General features: G+C 71.1%; 13 protein-coding genes and 2 tRNA genes. 13 read left to right on the forward strand and 2 right to left on the reverse strand.

All coding sequences use genetic code 11. The annotated features are described in order from the left end of the window. The first annotated feature begins 131 nt into the window (after nucleotides 1–131). The 11 genes from ABXJ52_RS17980 (at nucleotide 132) to ABXJ52_RS18030 (ending at nucleotide 6,890) form a co-directional block, all read left to right on the forward strand. Nucleotides 132–491 (forward strand): hypothetical protein, encoded by a 360-nt coding sequence (locus ABXJ52_RS17980; protein WP_367049111.1) that lies wholly within the window; start codon nucleotides 132–134, stop codon nucleotides 489–491. Nucleotides 492–493: 2 nt separating this feature from the next. Then, entirely contained in the window at nucleotides 494–1,849 is a 1,356-nt protein-coding gene (locus ABXJ52_RS17985; protein ID WP_367043614.1) for an FtsK/SpoIIIE domain-containing protein, read from the forward strand. Nucleotides 1,850–1,935: 86 nt separating this feature from the next. Next, on the forward strand, nucleotides 1,936–2,103 hold the full coding sequence (locus tag ABXJ52_RS17990; RefSeq protein WP_367043615.1) for a hypothetical protein: 168 nt from the start codon (nucleotides 1,936–1,938) through the stop codon (nucleotides 2,101–2,103). A gap of 251 nt (nucleotides 2,104–2,354) precedes the next feature. Continuing rightward, the gene (locus ABXJ52_RS17995; protein ID WP_367043616.1) at nucleotides 2,355–3,014 is read left to right on the forward strand and encodes a DUF2637 domain-containing protein; all 660 of its coding nucleotides are present in this window, start codon (nucleotides 2,355–2,357) and stop codon (nucleotides 3,012–3,014) included. Between the two features lie 21 nt (nucleotides 3,015–3,035). Then, a complete protein-coding gene (locus ABXJ52_RS18000) occupies nucleotides 3,036–3,230 on the forward strand; it encodes a mobile element transfer protein (protein ID WP_367043617.1) in 195 nt (64 codons plus the stop codon). A 29-nt stretch (nucleotides 3,231–3,259) separates the two neighbouring features. Continuing rightward, nucleotides 3,260–3,415 (forward strand): hypothetical protein, encoded by a 156-nt coding sequence (locus ABXJ52_RS18005; RefSeq protein ID WP_367043618.1) that lies wholly within the window; start codon nucleotides 3,260–3,262, stop codon nucleotides 3,413–3,415. A 26-nt stretch (nucleotides 3,416–3,441) separates the two neighbouring features. Further along, complete coding sequence (locus tag ABXJ52_RS18010; protein ID WP_367043619.1) at nucleotides 3,442–3,780, forward strand: SpdD-like protein; 339 nt, start codon at nucleotides 3,442–3,444, stop codon at nucleotides 3,778–3,780. Nucleotides 3,781–3,872: 92 nt separating this feature from the next. Further along, on the forward strand, nucleotides 3,873–4,067 hold the full coding sequence (locus tag ABXJ52_RS18015; protein ID WP_367043620.1) for a hypothetical protein: 195 nt from the start codon (nucleotides 3,873–3,875) through the stop codon (nucleotides 4,065–4,067). Beyond that, nucleotides 4,064–5,464 carry a replication initiator protein RepSA gene (gene repSA, locus ABXJ52_RS18020; RefSeq protein WP_367043621.1) on the forward strand — a complete coding sequence of 467 codons (1,401 nt, stop codon included), beginning with the start codon at nucleotides 4,064–4,066 and terminating at the stop codon, nucleotides 5,462–5,464. Before ABXJ52_RS18015 ends, repSA begins: the two co-directional genes overlap by 4 nt. Further along, nucleotides 5,461–5,667 (forward strand): helix-turn-helix domain-containing protein, encoded by a 207-nt coding sequence (locus tag ABXJ52_RS18025; protein WP_367043622.1) that lies wholly within the window; start codon nucleotides 5,461–5,463, stop codon nucleotides 5,665–5,667. Before repSA ends, ABXJ52_RS18025 begins: the two co-directional genes overlap by 4 nt. Continuing rightward, a complete protein-coding gene (locus ABXJ52_RS18030) occupies nucleotides 5,664–6,890 on the forward strand; it encodes a tyrosine-type recombinase/integrase (protein ID WP_367043623.1) in 1,227 nt (408 codons plus the stop codon). Before ABXJ52_RS18025 ends, ABXJ52_RS18030 begins: the two co-directional genes overlap by 4 nt. A gap of 76 nt (nucleotides 6,891–6,966) precedes the next feature. On the opposite strand, the gene ABXJ52_RS18035 is transcribed toward ABXJ52_RS18030, so the two are convergent. Together ABXJ52_RS18035 and ABXJ52_RS18040 are read right to left on the reverse strand one after the other, a co-directional pair. Continuing rightward, nucleotides 6,967–7,039: transfer RNA gene (locus ABXJ52_RS18035), tRNA-Arg, on the reverse strand. Nucleotides 7,040–7,231: 192 nt separating this feature from the next. Next, nucleotides 7,232–7,322: transfer RNA gene (locus ABXJ52_RS18040), tRNA-Ser, on the reverse strand. A 229-nt stretch (nucleotides 7,323–7,551) separates the two neighbouring features. Here ABXJ52_RS18040 and ABXJ52_RS18045 point away from each other — a divergent pair. Both ABXJ52_RS18045 and ABXJ52_RS18050 read left to right on the forward strand, forming a co-directional pair. After that, a complete protein-coding gene (locus ABXJ52_RS18045) occupies nucleotides 7,552–7,995 on the forward strand; it encodes an SSI family serine proteinase inhibitor (protein ID WP_367043624.1) in 444 nt (147 codons plus the stop codon). 391 nt (nucleotides 7,996–8,386) lie between these two features. Then, entirely contained in the window at nucleotides 8,387–13,228 is a 4,842-nt protein-coding gene (locus ABXJ52_RS18050; protein WP_367043625.1) for a PAS domain-containing protein, read from the forward strand. Nucleotides 13,229–13,298: the final 70 nt, after the last annotated feature.

Genomic DNA, 13,298 nt, shown 5'->3' on the forward strand with positions numbered 1-13,298 from the left:
CTGTTGGTGCGCACCAGTTTGGAACGCAAGAGCCCTGTGGAGCTGTCTCAAGCTTCGCGACACACCGCAGGAGCGGCGCCCTACCGCCAAGCAGCCCGCCGCTCCCGCCCCTCAATCAAGGGAGTTCCATGATGCAGCAGATCCCCGTAGACACCGTCGGCGCGACCCTGATGGTCGCTCAGCCTCCCCAGCCGAAGTACGCGAACCAGAAGACGCAGGAGCGTGCGGCCGACCGGCAGACCGGCGAGTTCCTGATGACCCTGGACGTGCTGTTCGTGATGAACGGCAATGCGGAGGTCGTCAAGGTCACCGTCGGTGAGTCCGCCATCTCTGGTGAGCTGACGATGGGTACGCCGGTCGCCCTCACCGGGCTGATCGCTCGGCCGTGGGAGAACGAGTTCAACGGCCAGAAGCGGCACGGCATCAGCTTCCGTGCGGTCGCGGTCACGGCACAGACCGTCGGGGCGCCCAAGAGCGTGAAGGCGGCCTGATCATGACGTGGTTAACGATCGCGCTCGTGGTCGTTGCCGGGCTGGCGCTGCTGCTTCGGTGGCGCCGCCCCGCCTGGTACTGGATGACCTTCGGCATCCTCTTCGCCACGATCAAGATCCGCATCCGGTACGCGTCCGTGATGGACGCCTGTGACCTGACCGAGCCGGCCTCACGGTGGCGGCTGGCGATGGCCCGCATGTTCAACTGGCAGACGCCTCGCCAACGCGTTCCGCGCCTGCTGTGGATCAAGCCGACACGGACCGGTCTGCGGTTGCGGATTCGGATGCTGCCGGGCCAGGACGCCTTCGACTACTCGGCCGCGGTCGACCGGCTGCGGCACGCCTTCGGCGTCCACCAGGTCACCTCACGCGAGATCAAACCCGGCGTCATGGAGATCGCCACGACCGGCTATGACGTGCTGCGGCTGGTGCAGATGCCGGCCAAGACCGACCGCCGTGAACTGCGGGTGCCGGTGGCGCTGTGTGAGGACGGCTCGGTCCACTACCGCGACTACAAACAGGTGCCGCACTCAGTCACCCTCGGGGCGGTCGGCTCGGGCAAGTCCGTCACCCAACGCAAGGTCATCAAGGAACTCGCCCCGCAGCACGTCGCGTTGGTCGGCATCGACTGCAAGCAAGGCGTCGAGATCGCCCCGCTCGCCCGCCGGTTCACCGCACTGGCCGACAACCCGGACGATGCGGCCGATCTCCTGGAAGCCCTCGTCTCCCGCATGGATGCGATCTACCAGGTCATCCGCCGCGAGCAACGGATCAGTGCGGACACCCCGGACGGTGAGATCACCGCGAACATCTGGGGCCTCCCCGAGAAGCTGCGGCCGGTACCGGTGGTGGTCACGATTGACGAGATCGCCGAACTCGCGCTGTTCACCACGACCGCGGAGAAGAAGCGTCGTGAGCGCATCATCGTCGCCCTGGTACGCCTGGCCCAGCTCGGCCGCGCAGCCGGCATCTTCCTCGACATCTACGGACAGCGCTTTGGCTCCGAACTCGGCGACGGCATCACCATGCTCCGCGCCCAGCTCACCGGCCGGATGGCACACCGCGTCAACGACGAATCTTCGGCCAAGATGGCCTTCGGGGACGTCTCCCCGCACGCGGTGTTCGCCGCCACACAGATCTCCAACGATCGCCCCGGCATGGCCGTGATCGGCCACTCCAACGGCGAGTGGACACGCATCCGCACCCCGCACACCTCGATGCGCGAAGCCGTGAGCGCCTGCAACAAGCACGCCGCTCTCACGCCAGAGATCCCGGAACTGGCCCGCTTCAAGCCGGTCATGGATCTCGACTCTCTCAAGGCGCCCGCGACCCTCGAACCTGTCGCCGAAGCCGCCTGATCCTCCCCCTCGCTCCACCGGTCGGCACGACCGTCTCGCGCCAAGCCCCTACCCCCTCCATGCCTGATCACAGAGAGGAAACCGTCATGAGGTTGCCGCGCAGGAAGCACAAGACCGAGGTCTACGACGCCGGCTTCGGCTACTACAACTTCCAGTGCTCGTGCGGTGTCACCGGCCGCGCGATCACGCACCGGGAAGAGATCGTCACCAAGGCCCGCCTGCACGTCGAAGGCGCCGCACGCCAGAAGCGGTGACGGCGATGGCCCGCAAGAAACCCCCGGCTCGCCCGCCTGCCTCCCAGCCGTGCAAGCCGTGCGAGGGCACCGGCGAAGTCCCCGTCAAGGTTCGGGTCGGCCGCCAGCAACGTGTCGTCGGCCAACAGACCGGCATCTGCCTCGGCTGCTTCGGCACCGGCCAAGCCCTCACCGACTGAAAACGCCGGGGCTGGGCGGCCGGACTCGATCCCCGCCCCGCCCCGGCCCAACCCTGAAGGAGGTGAAGCGACATGAACACTCCGATCCGCCCGGACGCTGTGCTCGTACAGGCCGTGATCGCCGGAGCACTGTCCTTCGCCCACCTGCACGACCTCGCCGCTGCTGCCGGTCAGACCGGCTGGAAAGCCTGGGCCTACCCCGTCTCCGTCGACCTGCTGCTCGTCGCCGCCTGGCGCCGGCTGCGCAGTGACGGACCCTCGCGGCTGGCCTGGTGCTGGTTCCTGGTCGCCTTGGTCGCCTCGCTCGGCGCCAACGTCGCCACCGCCGGCTTCCTGGACCTGGCCCACCCTCCGGGCTGGCTTCGCTTCGGCGTGGCCGGATGGCCCGCGCTGGCATTCCTGGGCGGCACCCTCCTCGCCCACAGCCCCGCACCGCCCCCGGCGGCTGTCGACCGCACTCCGGACCCGGAGCCCGAGCCGATCGCCGTGACCCGTGAGCGCGAACCGGCCCCGGAGCCCGAAGTACTCCCGGCTGCGGAACCTGCCGCAGCTCTGCCGGAAGCAGCTCCCGCGCCCGCCGTGGAAGCCCCGCCCGCACTGGTAGCGCATGCCCGCCGGCTTGCCGACGACCACCAGGCCCGCACCGGCAGCCCGATCGACCTCGACACCCTGCGCGCCCGCCTCGGCGTCCCCGCCCCGATGGCCGACGCGATCGCAGCCCAACTCACCTGATCCAGAAGGGAAGACCACGTCATGCCGCACGGATTCCTGTTCCAGCGCCTCATGGCCTACGGCCCCGTAGAGATCGGACGCGGCCTTGGCCGGGACGGCGACAAGGCGTACATCGCCTCCTGCACCTCTGATCGGTGCGGCTGGTCGGCGGACTTCGTCACCTACTCCGCCGTGTGCATGGCCGCCAAGGGCCACCGCTGCCGCATCAAGAACTGACCCGCCGCACAGACAAGGGAGACCCGGTCATGTCCGTCCCGCTCTGGTTCGCTCTCGCGATCATCGGCTACCTCGGCATCAAGCTCGCCCGCCCGCCGCTCTGGCTCGTCATGGTCCTGCTCCTCGGCGGCTACCTCCTCGCCGACAGCCTGCTCGCCCCCGCCATCGATCCCACCATCAAGTAACCCGCCCCGGAAGGGAGATCCACCTCATGTTCCAGCCCCGCGTACCGGTCAACGAGACCCCCACCGGAGAGATCATCCCGGTCATCACCACCCTCGGCGCCACCTTCCCGCAGCACCACATCAGTGCCCCGTGCGCCTGCGCCCAACACACTCCCGCCCCGCAGACGACCGCCGCCCGGCCGGCCGTACAGCTCACCCCCGGCGCCCTGGCGACCGTGGTCGTCGGCGGCACCGTGGCCGTTCTCGTGGTCGGCGCAGTGCTGGTCTCCATGCTCCTGGCGGTCGCCATCACCGCCGGTGCGCTCGCCATCGTCGCGCTCGTCATCCGCTCGCTCGTAAACAGCGAGCCCAAGCGCACCCGTTGACCGGCCCCGGAGCGGCCTCAACCACCAAGTCCAGTCCGCTCCGGTGCCGCGCCTCCCGCCCGAACCAAGCGATCCGGAAGGAAGACAGCATCATGACCCAGCCCACCCCTGCCCTGGCCCGCGTCTGCAGGCACTGCGACGGCTTCGGCTCCGTCAAGGTCACCCTGGGTGGCCGTGACCGGCACGGCCACCTGCGCACCATCACCGCCCACTGCAAGGCGTGCCACGGCACCGGCACCACCCGTGGCCGCCGCTTCGACTCGGCGACGTGGGAGGTGGCCGCGTGAGCGACACCGCCACCTTGGCGGGCCTGGATAGGGCCACCCTCGGCGACATGCTGAAGGTGGCCGGCTCCGACCGCTTCGATCGCTGGCAGGACCAGATCAAACGAACTGGCGGCTGCGCCGATCCGATCCACCTCACCGGCTGGTCCATCACCAAAGACCGCACCACCGGCGAAACTCTGCGCCACTACTCGACCGACACCGAACCCGGCGGCCGACTGCGCATCGCGTGCGGCAACCGCCGTGCTTCCCGCTGCCCGGCCTGCGCCTGGACCTACGCCGGCGACACCTACCACCTCATCCGTGCCGGACTCGTCGGCGATACCCGGCACGAGATCCCCGCCACCATCCGTCACCGCCCCCGCGTCTTTGCCACCCTCACCGCACCCTCGTTCGGAGCCGTCCACAACCAGCCGACTCACGGAGCCTGCCGCTGCGGCACCGCCCACCGCGACGACGACCCGAAGCTCGGCACACCGCTCGACCCCTGCGCGTACGACTACGCCGGCGCTGTGCTCTTCAACAACCACGCCGGAGACCTGTGGCACCGTTTCGTCAACCGGCTGCGCCGCGAGATCGCCGCCCAAGTCGGCATCAAACAGAAAACGTTCAAGGAGACTGCCCGCCTCTCCTACGGCAAGGTCGCCGAATTCCAGAAGCGCGGAGCCGTCCACTTCCACGCCGTGATCCGCATCGACGGAGCGGACGGGCCCGACACCCCACCCCCGGCCTGGGCGACCACTGAACTCCTCACACAAGCCATCCACACCGCCGCGACGCACCCCTACGTCACCGTGTCCGTCCCGCCCTCCCCGGACGCCGGATATCTGTACGGCTGGCAACTGCGCTGGGGTCGACAACTGGATGTGCGGCCGATCAAGGCGTTCGGAGACGGCTCTGAGATCACCGAACAGGCCGTGGCCTCCTACGTCGCCAAGTACGCCACCAAAGCAGCCGAGAACACCGGCACCGTGGACCGGCGCATCGGCAACCGCGAAGCCGCAAACCTCCTCGGCCTGCCCGAGCATCCCCGTCGGCTCATCGAAGCCTGCTTCGACCTCGCCCCCCTCTATCCCGAACGGCGCCTGATCGCCTGGGCCCACATGCTCGGCTTCCGCGGCCACTTCAGCTCCAAGTCCCGCCGCTACTCCACCACCCTCGGCACCCTGCGACAGATCAGGGCCGATTACCGAGCCGCCCAAGAACGCGAAGCTCTCGGCCTCGACGGCCACGAACCCGACACCGTGCTCGTCCTCGCCTCCTGGCAGTACGCCGGCCACGGCCACACCCCCGGCGAATCCGCCCTCGCCGCCTCCATCGCCCGAGATCTCCAGCTCAACCGCGAAACCGCACGCGAAGCCCTACAAGACCAACCCGTCCCGGAAGGAGCCGCAGCATGACGACGACAGTGATCCAACCGAAGTGGCACACGACCAGGGAGGTCGCCGCGATGCTCGGCTACGGCCTCTCCAAGACCAAGATGCTGGTACTCACCGGCGAGATCCGTTCCATCAAGGATGGGGGGAGCCGTCGCATCCTTCCCCGCTACGTGGACGAGTACGTCGAGCGTCGCGCCCGCCTGGCTGAGGAGGAAGCAGCGTGAGCGGCAAGCGAGGCAACGGCGAAGGCTCCATCTACCCGTACAAGAACGGCTACGCGGCCTACGTCTGGGTGACCAAGCCGGACGGCACACGCGCCCGGAAGTACGTCTACGGCAAGACTCGCGAGGAGACGCACGAGAAGTGGCTCAACCTCCACGCAGAAGCGAAGAAGGGACCCGTCGCCACTCGGCATCGCACAGTGTCCGTCTTCCTCACGTACTGGCTCGACTCGATCGTTAAGCCGAACCTCGCCCCGTTGTCGTACGTGTCGTACGAGGGCTGCGTGCGCCTCTACATCGCTCCCTACCTCGGGGCGAAGCGGCTGGATCGGCTGTCCGTCCGGGACGTACGTGAGTGGCTGACCAAGCTGGCGACGGTCTGCCAGTGCTGTGCTCAGGGCAAGGATGCGAAGCGCGCACCGGCACGCCGGAAGTGTTGCGCGGTCGGGGACTGCTGCGAGGCGTACCCGTCCCGCCGGGTCATCCAGGCGTCCCGCGATGCCCTGCGGGCTGCCCTGACGCATGCCGTCTCCGAAGAGGAGATCAGTAGGAACGTCGCTTCCCTGGTGAGGGTGCCCAAGCCGCGGCGCCGCCGGATCAAGCCGTGGTCGGTCGCCGAAGCCGGCCAGTTCCTCACCGACGCTGCCGCTCGGGATGATCACCTGTTCGCCGCGTGGATGCTGGTTCTCTGCCTTGGTCTGCGCCGCGGTGAGGTCCTGGGCCTGACGTGGAAGTCCGTCGATTTCGATGCTGGCGAGTTGTACGTGGATCACCAGATCCAGCGCGCCGGCCGCCAGATCCTGCACCGGGAGACCAAGACCGAGGACTCGGACGACTTCTTGCCCCTGCCCGCGCTCTGCCTCAAGGCTCTGCGGATGCGTGGGGGCCAGCAAGCCGGGGACCGTAGCGCTGCCGGTGACGCCTGGCAGGACAAGCACGGTCTGATCTTCACCACGAAGTACGGGACCCCGATCGAGCCGGGCAACATGACCCGGATGTTCGCTCTGCGGGCTCGGCGCGCCGGTCTCCGTGTGATCCCGCTGCGGAACACTCGGCACACGTGCAGCTCGCTCCTGGTGGCCCTGAAGGTGCATCCGAAAGTGGCGCAGCGCATCCTTCGGCACTCGCAGATCGCCATGACGATGGAGGTCTACGCGGAAGCGAGCGAGGAAGAAGTGCGCTCGGCACTCGACCAGCTGTCCGGCGCGATGGACGCCACCGGCTGAGGCGGTTGCTGTACTTCGCTGCTGTACGGGCAACGCAAGAGGCCCCCGGATGATCTCCGGGGGCCTCTCACCTGTGTGCACTCGGCAGGATTCGAACCTGCAACCTTCTGATCCGTAGTCAGATGCTCTATCCGTTAAGCTACGAGTGCTTGTTTTTTCTTTTGTTTGCCTTCGCTCCCCGGCCTTTCGGCCCGTTCGCGGCGACAGGAAGAACATTACATGACCGCCGCCGCCATGTGAAATCCGTTTGCCACACCGCTTGCGACCTGCGAAAACGCGCTTCTCGGCGGCGAAACGCCCGAAGCCCCGGTCCAGTGGACCGGGGCTTCGGGATCTTGCAGCGGAGGCGGAGGGATTTGAACCCTCGATGGGATTTAAGTCCCAAACCGCATTAGCAGTGCGGCGCCATAGACCGGACTAGGCGACGCCTCCAGCTTGCACACCTGCGCGAACGCGAGGGGTGCGTGCAGATGATGACACAGCCGGGCGGCGTGTCACCAATCGCGGCTTCCACGGTACTAGTCGGGCGGCCCGCAGAGCAAAGCGTCTTTCCGCGCCCGCAACGTCACGGCGTCAACGGCGTTAGACGCGGCAGAGCCGTACGTGTCCCGCGTACCCGGCCGGACGCCCCGGCCGGTTCCCGCACCCAGTGGAGCCCGTCATGCTGCGCCGTCTCGTCCTCACCGCCGCCGCCTCCGTCGCCGCGCTGTCCGTCGCACCCGTCGTCGCCCACGCCGACATGGGCCCCCTTCCCCTGCCGACGCCGGTGACCGATTCGACCCCCGACCGGCTCACCGTGAAGGTCACCGACGCCGGGGAGGGCCTGGACGGGACGTTCGAGCTGGAGTGTCACCCGGCGGGCGGCACGCACCCGCGGGCGCAGGACGCGTGCGCGCGGCTCGACGAGGGCACCTGGGGCAGGGACACGTTCGCGCCCACGCCCGCCGACACGAACTGCACCATGCAGTACGGCGGCCCCGCCACCGCGCACATCACCGGAACGTGGCACGGCCGGCCCGTCGACGCGACGTACAACCGCAGCAACGGATGCGAGATCTCCCGGTGGAACAAGCTCGTCCCGGTACTGCCCGAGACCCGCGCCTGAGTCCGGACGTTTCCGGTGCTCGGCTCCGGACGTTGCCCGGGCTCGGCTCCGGGCGACCCCGCTGCTTGGCTCCGGACGATCGACCCCGCTGCTTGGCTCCGGACGATCGACCCCGGTGCTTGGCTCCTGACGATCGATCCCAGCGCTCCGGGCGATCCGTTTCGGCCACTTCCGGGTGGGTTTCCGGCCATGGTCGTATCCGGTCGGCCGCCACCTCCTCGTGACCAGGCGGTACGGAAGCCTCACATCTTCTGCGTGCGACCTCCCTCTCATCCGGCATCGCGCGCACAACCACGCCCCGTAGACTCCCTCTCGTGACACGCTGCGGGCCGCGGGGCAAGATGGCCTGGGCGAGTCGGCAAGCAGCAGTAACCAGGGAGGAAGCGTCGTCGTGAGCAGCAGGCCATCCCGAGGCGCTGCTCGCCTCGCAGCCATACTCGACGCGCTGCCGGACGCGTTGGTCCTCGTGAACGCGAACGGGACCGTCGTGAACGCGAACGCGATCGCGCTGGAGGCGTTCGAGACGCCCGGCACCGCCCTCGTGGGCCGCGGGCTCCTCGATCTGTTGCCGGAGTTCGACTCCCGGCTCATTCCCGGATCGATGCGCAGGCCCGACTCCATCGACGAGCGCGGACGTACGAAGCCGACGCGGATGACCGCGCGCCGTACGGACGGCAGCGAGTTCCCCGTCGAGGTCACCAGCTCGAACCTCGAGGACATCCGGGACGCGTACGACAATTACGGCTACACCGGTGACGAGTTGCTCATGCTCGTCGTACGCGACCTTTCGGGCGCGGTGGACACCGAGGCCGAACTCGCGCGCTCCCAGCGGCAGACCGAGATGATCCTGCGCGCCGCCGCGGAGGGTGTCGTCGGGACCGACACCGAGGGGCGGGTCGTTCTCGTCAACCCCGCCGCCGCGCAGATACTGGGCTTCAGGGCCAGCGACCTCGGCGGGCAGGAGCTGCACAACCTGGTGCTCCACTCCCGCGCCGACGGCGAGCCCTTCCCCTACGAGGAGTCCCCGCTCGCGGACACGCTCCGCTCCGGGCGCAAGCACCGGGTGCGCGGGCAGGTCCTGTGGTCCAAGAGCGGCGACCGGGTCGCGGTCGACCTGACGACGGCGCCGGTCCGGGACGGGGACCAGCTCGTCGGCGCGGTCATGACGTTCACCGACCGGCGGCCCTACGACGCGCTGGCCGAGGAGCACGAGGCCGCGATCGCTGCGCACGCGGAGGAGATGAAGGCCGCCACGGAGCGGCGCACGGAGGAGCTGCGGGCGGCCACCGAGCGGCACGCGGCGGAGCTGGCGGCCGCCGCCGAGCAGCGCGCCGAGGAGATCGCAGCCGAGCAGGAGCGGTACGCGGCGCTCGCGGAGCGCGAGAAGGACCGGTTCGAGGAACTCTCCGAGCGCGAGAAGGAGCGGTACGACGCTCTGGCCGCGCGGCACGAGCAGTTGCTCGCCGTGCTCGGTTCGTCGCTGCGGGGTCCGCTCGACGAGCTGCGGCGCGAGCTGTCGGCTCTCGCGGCGGACGACGCGGGGCAGTTGTGGCCCGAGGCGAATCAGGTCCTTCACCACCTTTCCGCCGGTTACGCGCGCATCACGACGCTCGTCGACAACGTCCTGGGCTTCCAGCTCCTCGACTCGGGTGCGGATCAGCTGTCGTGCGTGAAGGTGATGCTGGACGCCGTCGTCGCGAACGGTGTCGAGGGCGCGGTCGAGCTGATCGGGCCCGGACGCGCGCAGTTCGCGGTGCACGCGCCGCCGATCGAGGTCGAGGTGGACCCGGGGCGGCTCGCCACGGCGCTCGCCCACCTGGTCGCCGACGTGGCGGGCATCGACGCCACGGGCAACGCACGCGCCGGTACGGGCCCTTCGGCCATGGTCGCCCCCGGTGGGTACGTGGATTCGACCGTCGTCGTGGCCGCGGCCCAGCGCGGCGAGGTCGTCCGCATCGAGGTGCGGGGTCCGTACGCCGGGGGAGACCCGGTGCACGAACCGATCGTCCGGGGCATCGTGCGAGCGCACGGCGGTGTGCTGCAGACGCATGAGGTGCCGGGGATGAGCGGCAATGCGTACGTTCTCGAAGTGCCGATCGGTGCGGGGGGCGGGGCGGTTTCCGCGGCCCCCGAAGCGCCGGCCGGCTCTGTCGGCTCAGTCCCCTCCGTCGGCTCTTCGGTCGTGGTGCCCGCGCAGGCTTCGCCCGCTACGGGTGGCGGTCGGCGGCGGGCCCGGCGGGCTGCGGGGCCCTCGGTCGACTCGTTCTTGGAGAGTTCGGTCCCCGACGGCGGCGCTTCGGGGGGCGGGACTTCGGGGGGTGCTGCCGGTACCGAGGACGCTCCCGTCGGGACCTCACCCAGCGGTACGGGTCGACGGCGTGGGCGGCGTGCGGCGGAGGCCGACGCGGCGCAGGCAGCGGAGGCACGGGCTGCTGAGGCGGGGGCCGCTGCCGAGGCGGCGGCCGGGGCCGGGGCCGGGGCGCAGCCTGCTTCGGAGGCGTCTGCGGGGGGCGAGGGTTCTGCACCGTCACGGGCTTCCGGTGGTACGGGGCGGCGGCGTGGGCGGCCGAGTCCTGCGGAGGGCCTGGCGAGCTCCGTAAGTTCTATGGGTTCCGTGGGCTCTGTGGGCTCTGTGGGTTCCGTGGTGACGGCTGCCGAGCATGCGGCCGGGTCAGCGGCGCTGGGGGAGACGGTGCCGCCGCAGGGCGTGCCGGTTCCCGCGGGGGCGGTGGCTCCTGCCGCTTCCGGGCAGCGGGCTCGACGGAACGACGAGCAGTTGGCGTTGCCGCCCGCTCTGCCTTCGGGCGGTGGCGGGCAGGAGGGTGCTGCCGCCGGGGGTTCCGGGGTCGGGACGGCTGTGGCTGTCGCCGGGCCGGGTGCTGCCGCCGGTGAGGCGGGCGAGGCCTCGCCACGTCCGACGGGACGGCGTCGCCGTGCGCTGGCTGCCGCCAAGGAGCGGGCAGCTGCCGAGGAGGCTCCCAGCGGGCGCGTCTTCGCGCTGCCGCCCGCGTCCGCGGACCAGGACGACACGGGGCAGCACGAAGCGGCTCTGCACCACCCGGCCGACGACCACACCCCGCCCCAGCCCCATCCCGCCGACGCGCCGACGGGGCGCCGCCGGTCGCGCGGGGGACAGGGGCAGGCGTCTGGGCAGGAGTTGGGTCAGGGCGGCCAGGCGTGGGGTCAGGGGCAGGGCCGGACGCCGGTGGCGGGCCAGGGCCAAGGCCAGGCGTTGGGCGAGGGGCAGGCATCCGTGCCCGGCCAGCTGCCGGGTCAGGGGCAGGGCCAGGCGTCCGCGCCTGCGTCTGGCCAACTGCCGGGCCGAGGCCAGGGCCAGGCGGCGGGCCAAGGCCAGCTGCCGGGTCAGAGTCAGGGCCAAGCGCCCGCGCCCGGCCAGCTGCCGGACCAGGGACAGGGCCAGGCGGTGGGCCAGGGCCGACTGCCGAGGCAGGGCCAGGGCCAGGCATCAGGGCCTGGGCCAGCGTTTGGGCCGGGGCAGGCTCCGGGTCAGGCACCCGCCTCGCAGGGGGTGCCAAACGCGCCGGGGGCGCCCGCAGCTCCGGGAGCACCCGCCGGCCCGGGAGCACCCGCCGGCCCGGGAGCGCCCGCCGGCCCGGGAGCACCCGCATCGCCGGGAGCGCCCACCACTCCGGGGGTTCCCGCAGCTCCGGGAGCACCCGCCGGCCCGGAAGCGCCAACCGCTCCCGCTTCTGCCGCCGCTGCGTCCCCCGCAGCCGCCGGTGCGGCGGGGGAGGCGCAGGGGGGCCCGGACGCCGGTGTTCCCTCGCAGCCCACCACGTACGCCGAAGGCACTCCGGCGCGCGGCGTCCACACACCCGGCAGGGGCGTCGCGCTGCCGCCCGAGCGCGGGGCCCAGGGGCGGGCCGCGCAGCCGTTGCCCGCCGAGGCCGCGCCCGGTGACCCCAACTCGACGCAGGGGCGCGCGATCAGCGTGCGCACGCTCGGGCAGGGCGTACCGTTCGGCCAGCAGATCGCCGAGCAGCAGAAGCAGCGCCGGCTCGGGCAGCAGCAGGGCCAGACCCCGGCGGCGGCACCGCAGGCTCCCCCGGCCCAGACGCCGCCCGCCAAGCCCCAGCCCTCCGCGCCCTCCGCGCCCACCCCGGACGCTCCGCAGCGGCCCACCGCAGGACCGCTCCCGGAGCAGGCGCCGACGCAGCCCGCGGCTCCGGGTCAGTCGCAGTCCCACACACTCGGCGGCTCCCCCGGCGGCTCTCTCGGCGGCTCCGTCGGAGGCTCGGGACGTCGCCGCAGGCTGTCCACTCCCCCCGCCCCCGCGGGCGACGACCGCCCCGAGGCCGCCGCGCGCCCGCACCCCCCGGCGCAGGGTCACCCGCAGTCCCGCATCGGGTCCGCCACGGAGGGCACGGGCCGCTCGTACGCGATAGGCGCACCGGACGAGGACGCCGACGAGGGCCCGGAGCCGTTGGACGGTCCCGGCGGCGCCGTCGAGGTCGCCAACCGGCCCCAGCCGCAGCCCATGGACGACGAACTGCCGCCCGAGCCGCTGGACAATCCGCGCCGCCTGCTCGTCTGGCCCGCGCCCGACGTCACCACCCAGCAGGCGCTGAGCGACCGCGGCTACCGCCCCGTCATCGTGAACTCCCGCGAGGAGGTCGACGCCCAGATCGCCGCGTTCCCCGCGGCCCTGTTCGTGGACCCGCTGACCGGACCGATCACGCGTACGGCGCTGCAGTCGCTGCGCACGGCCGCCGTGGCCGCCGAGGTCCCCGTACTCGTCACGGCGGGACTCGGCCAGGCGACACGCGAGGCGGCGTACGGCGCCGACCCCGCCGTACTCCTGAAGGCGCTCGCGCCCCGCGACAGCGAGCAGCACCCGCCGCGCGTCCTGCTCATCGAGGAGCACGAGGAGATCGCGCTCGCCCTGACCGCGACGCTGGAACGGCGCGGCATGCAGGTGGCGCGAGCCGAGAGCGACGCGGACGCGGTGACGCTCGCGGCGCAGATGCGGCCGAACCTGGTGGTGATGGACCTGATGCAGGTACGTCGCCGCAGGGCCGGGATCATCGACTGGCTGCGCGCGAACGGCCAGTTGAACCGCACCCCGCTCGTCGTCTACACCGCCGCCGTCGACCAGACGGAGCTGCCGCGCCTCGCGGCGGGGGAGACGGTGCTGTTCCTCGCGGAGCGGTCGACGAGCACCGAGGTGCAGGGCCGCATCGTGGACCTGCTGGCGAAGATCGGCACGAACTAGCCGGCCTCCAGAGCCCTCAGCGCGTGGCGCCGCTCCCCACGGGGGGAGCGGCGCCACGCGCACGTCGTCA

It is taken from the genome of Streptomyces sp. Je 1-332, assembly GCF_040730185.1.
Taxonomy (GTDB): Bacteria; Actinomycetota; Actinomycetes; order Streptomycetales; family Streptomycetaceae; genus Streptomyces.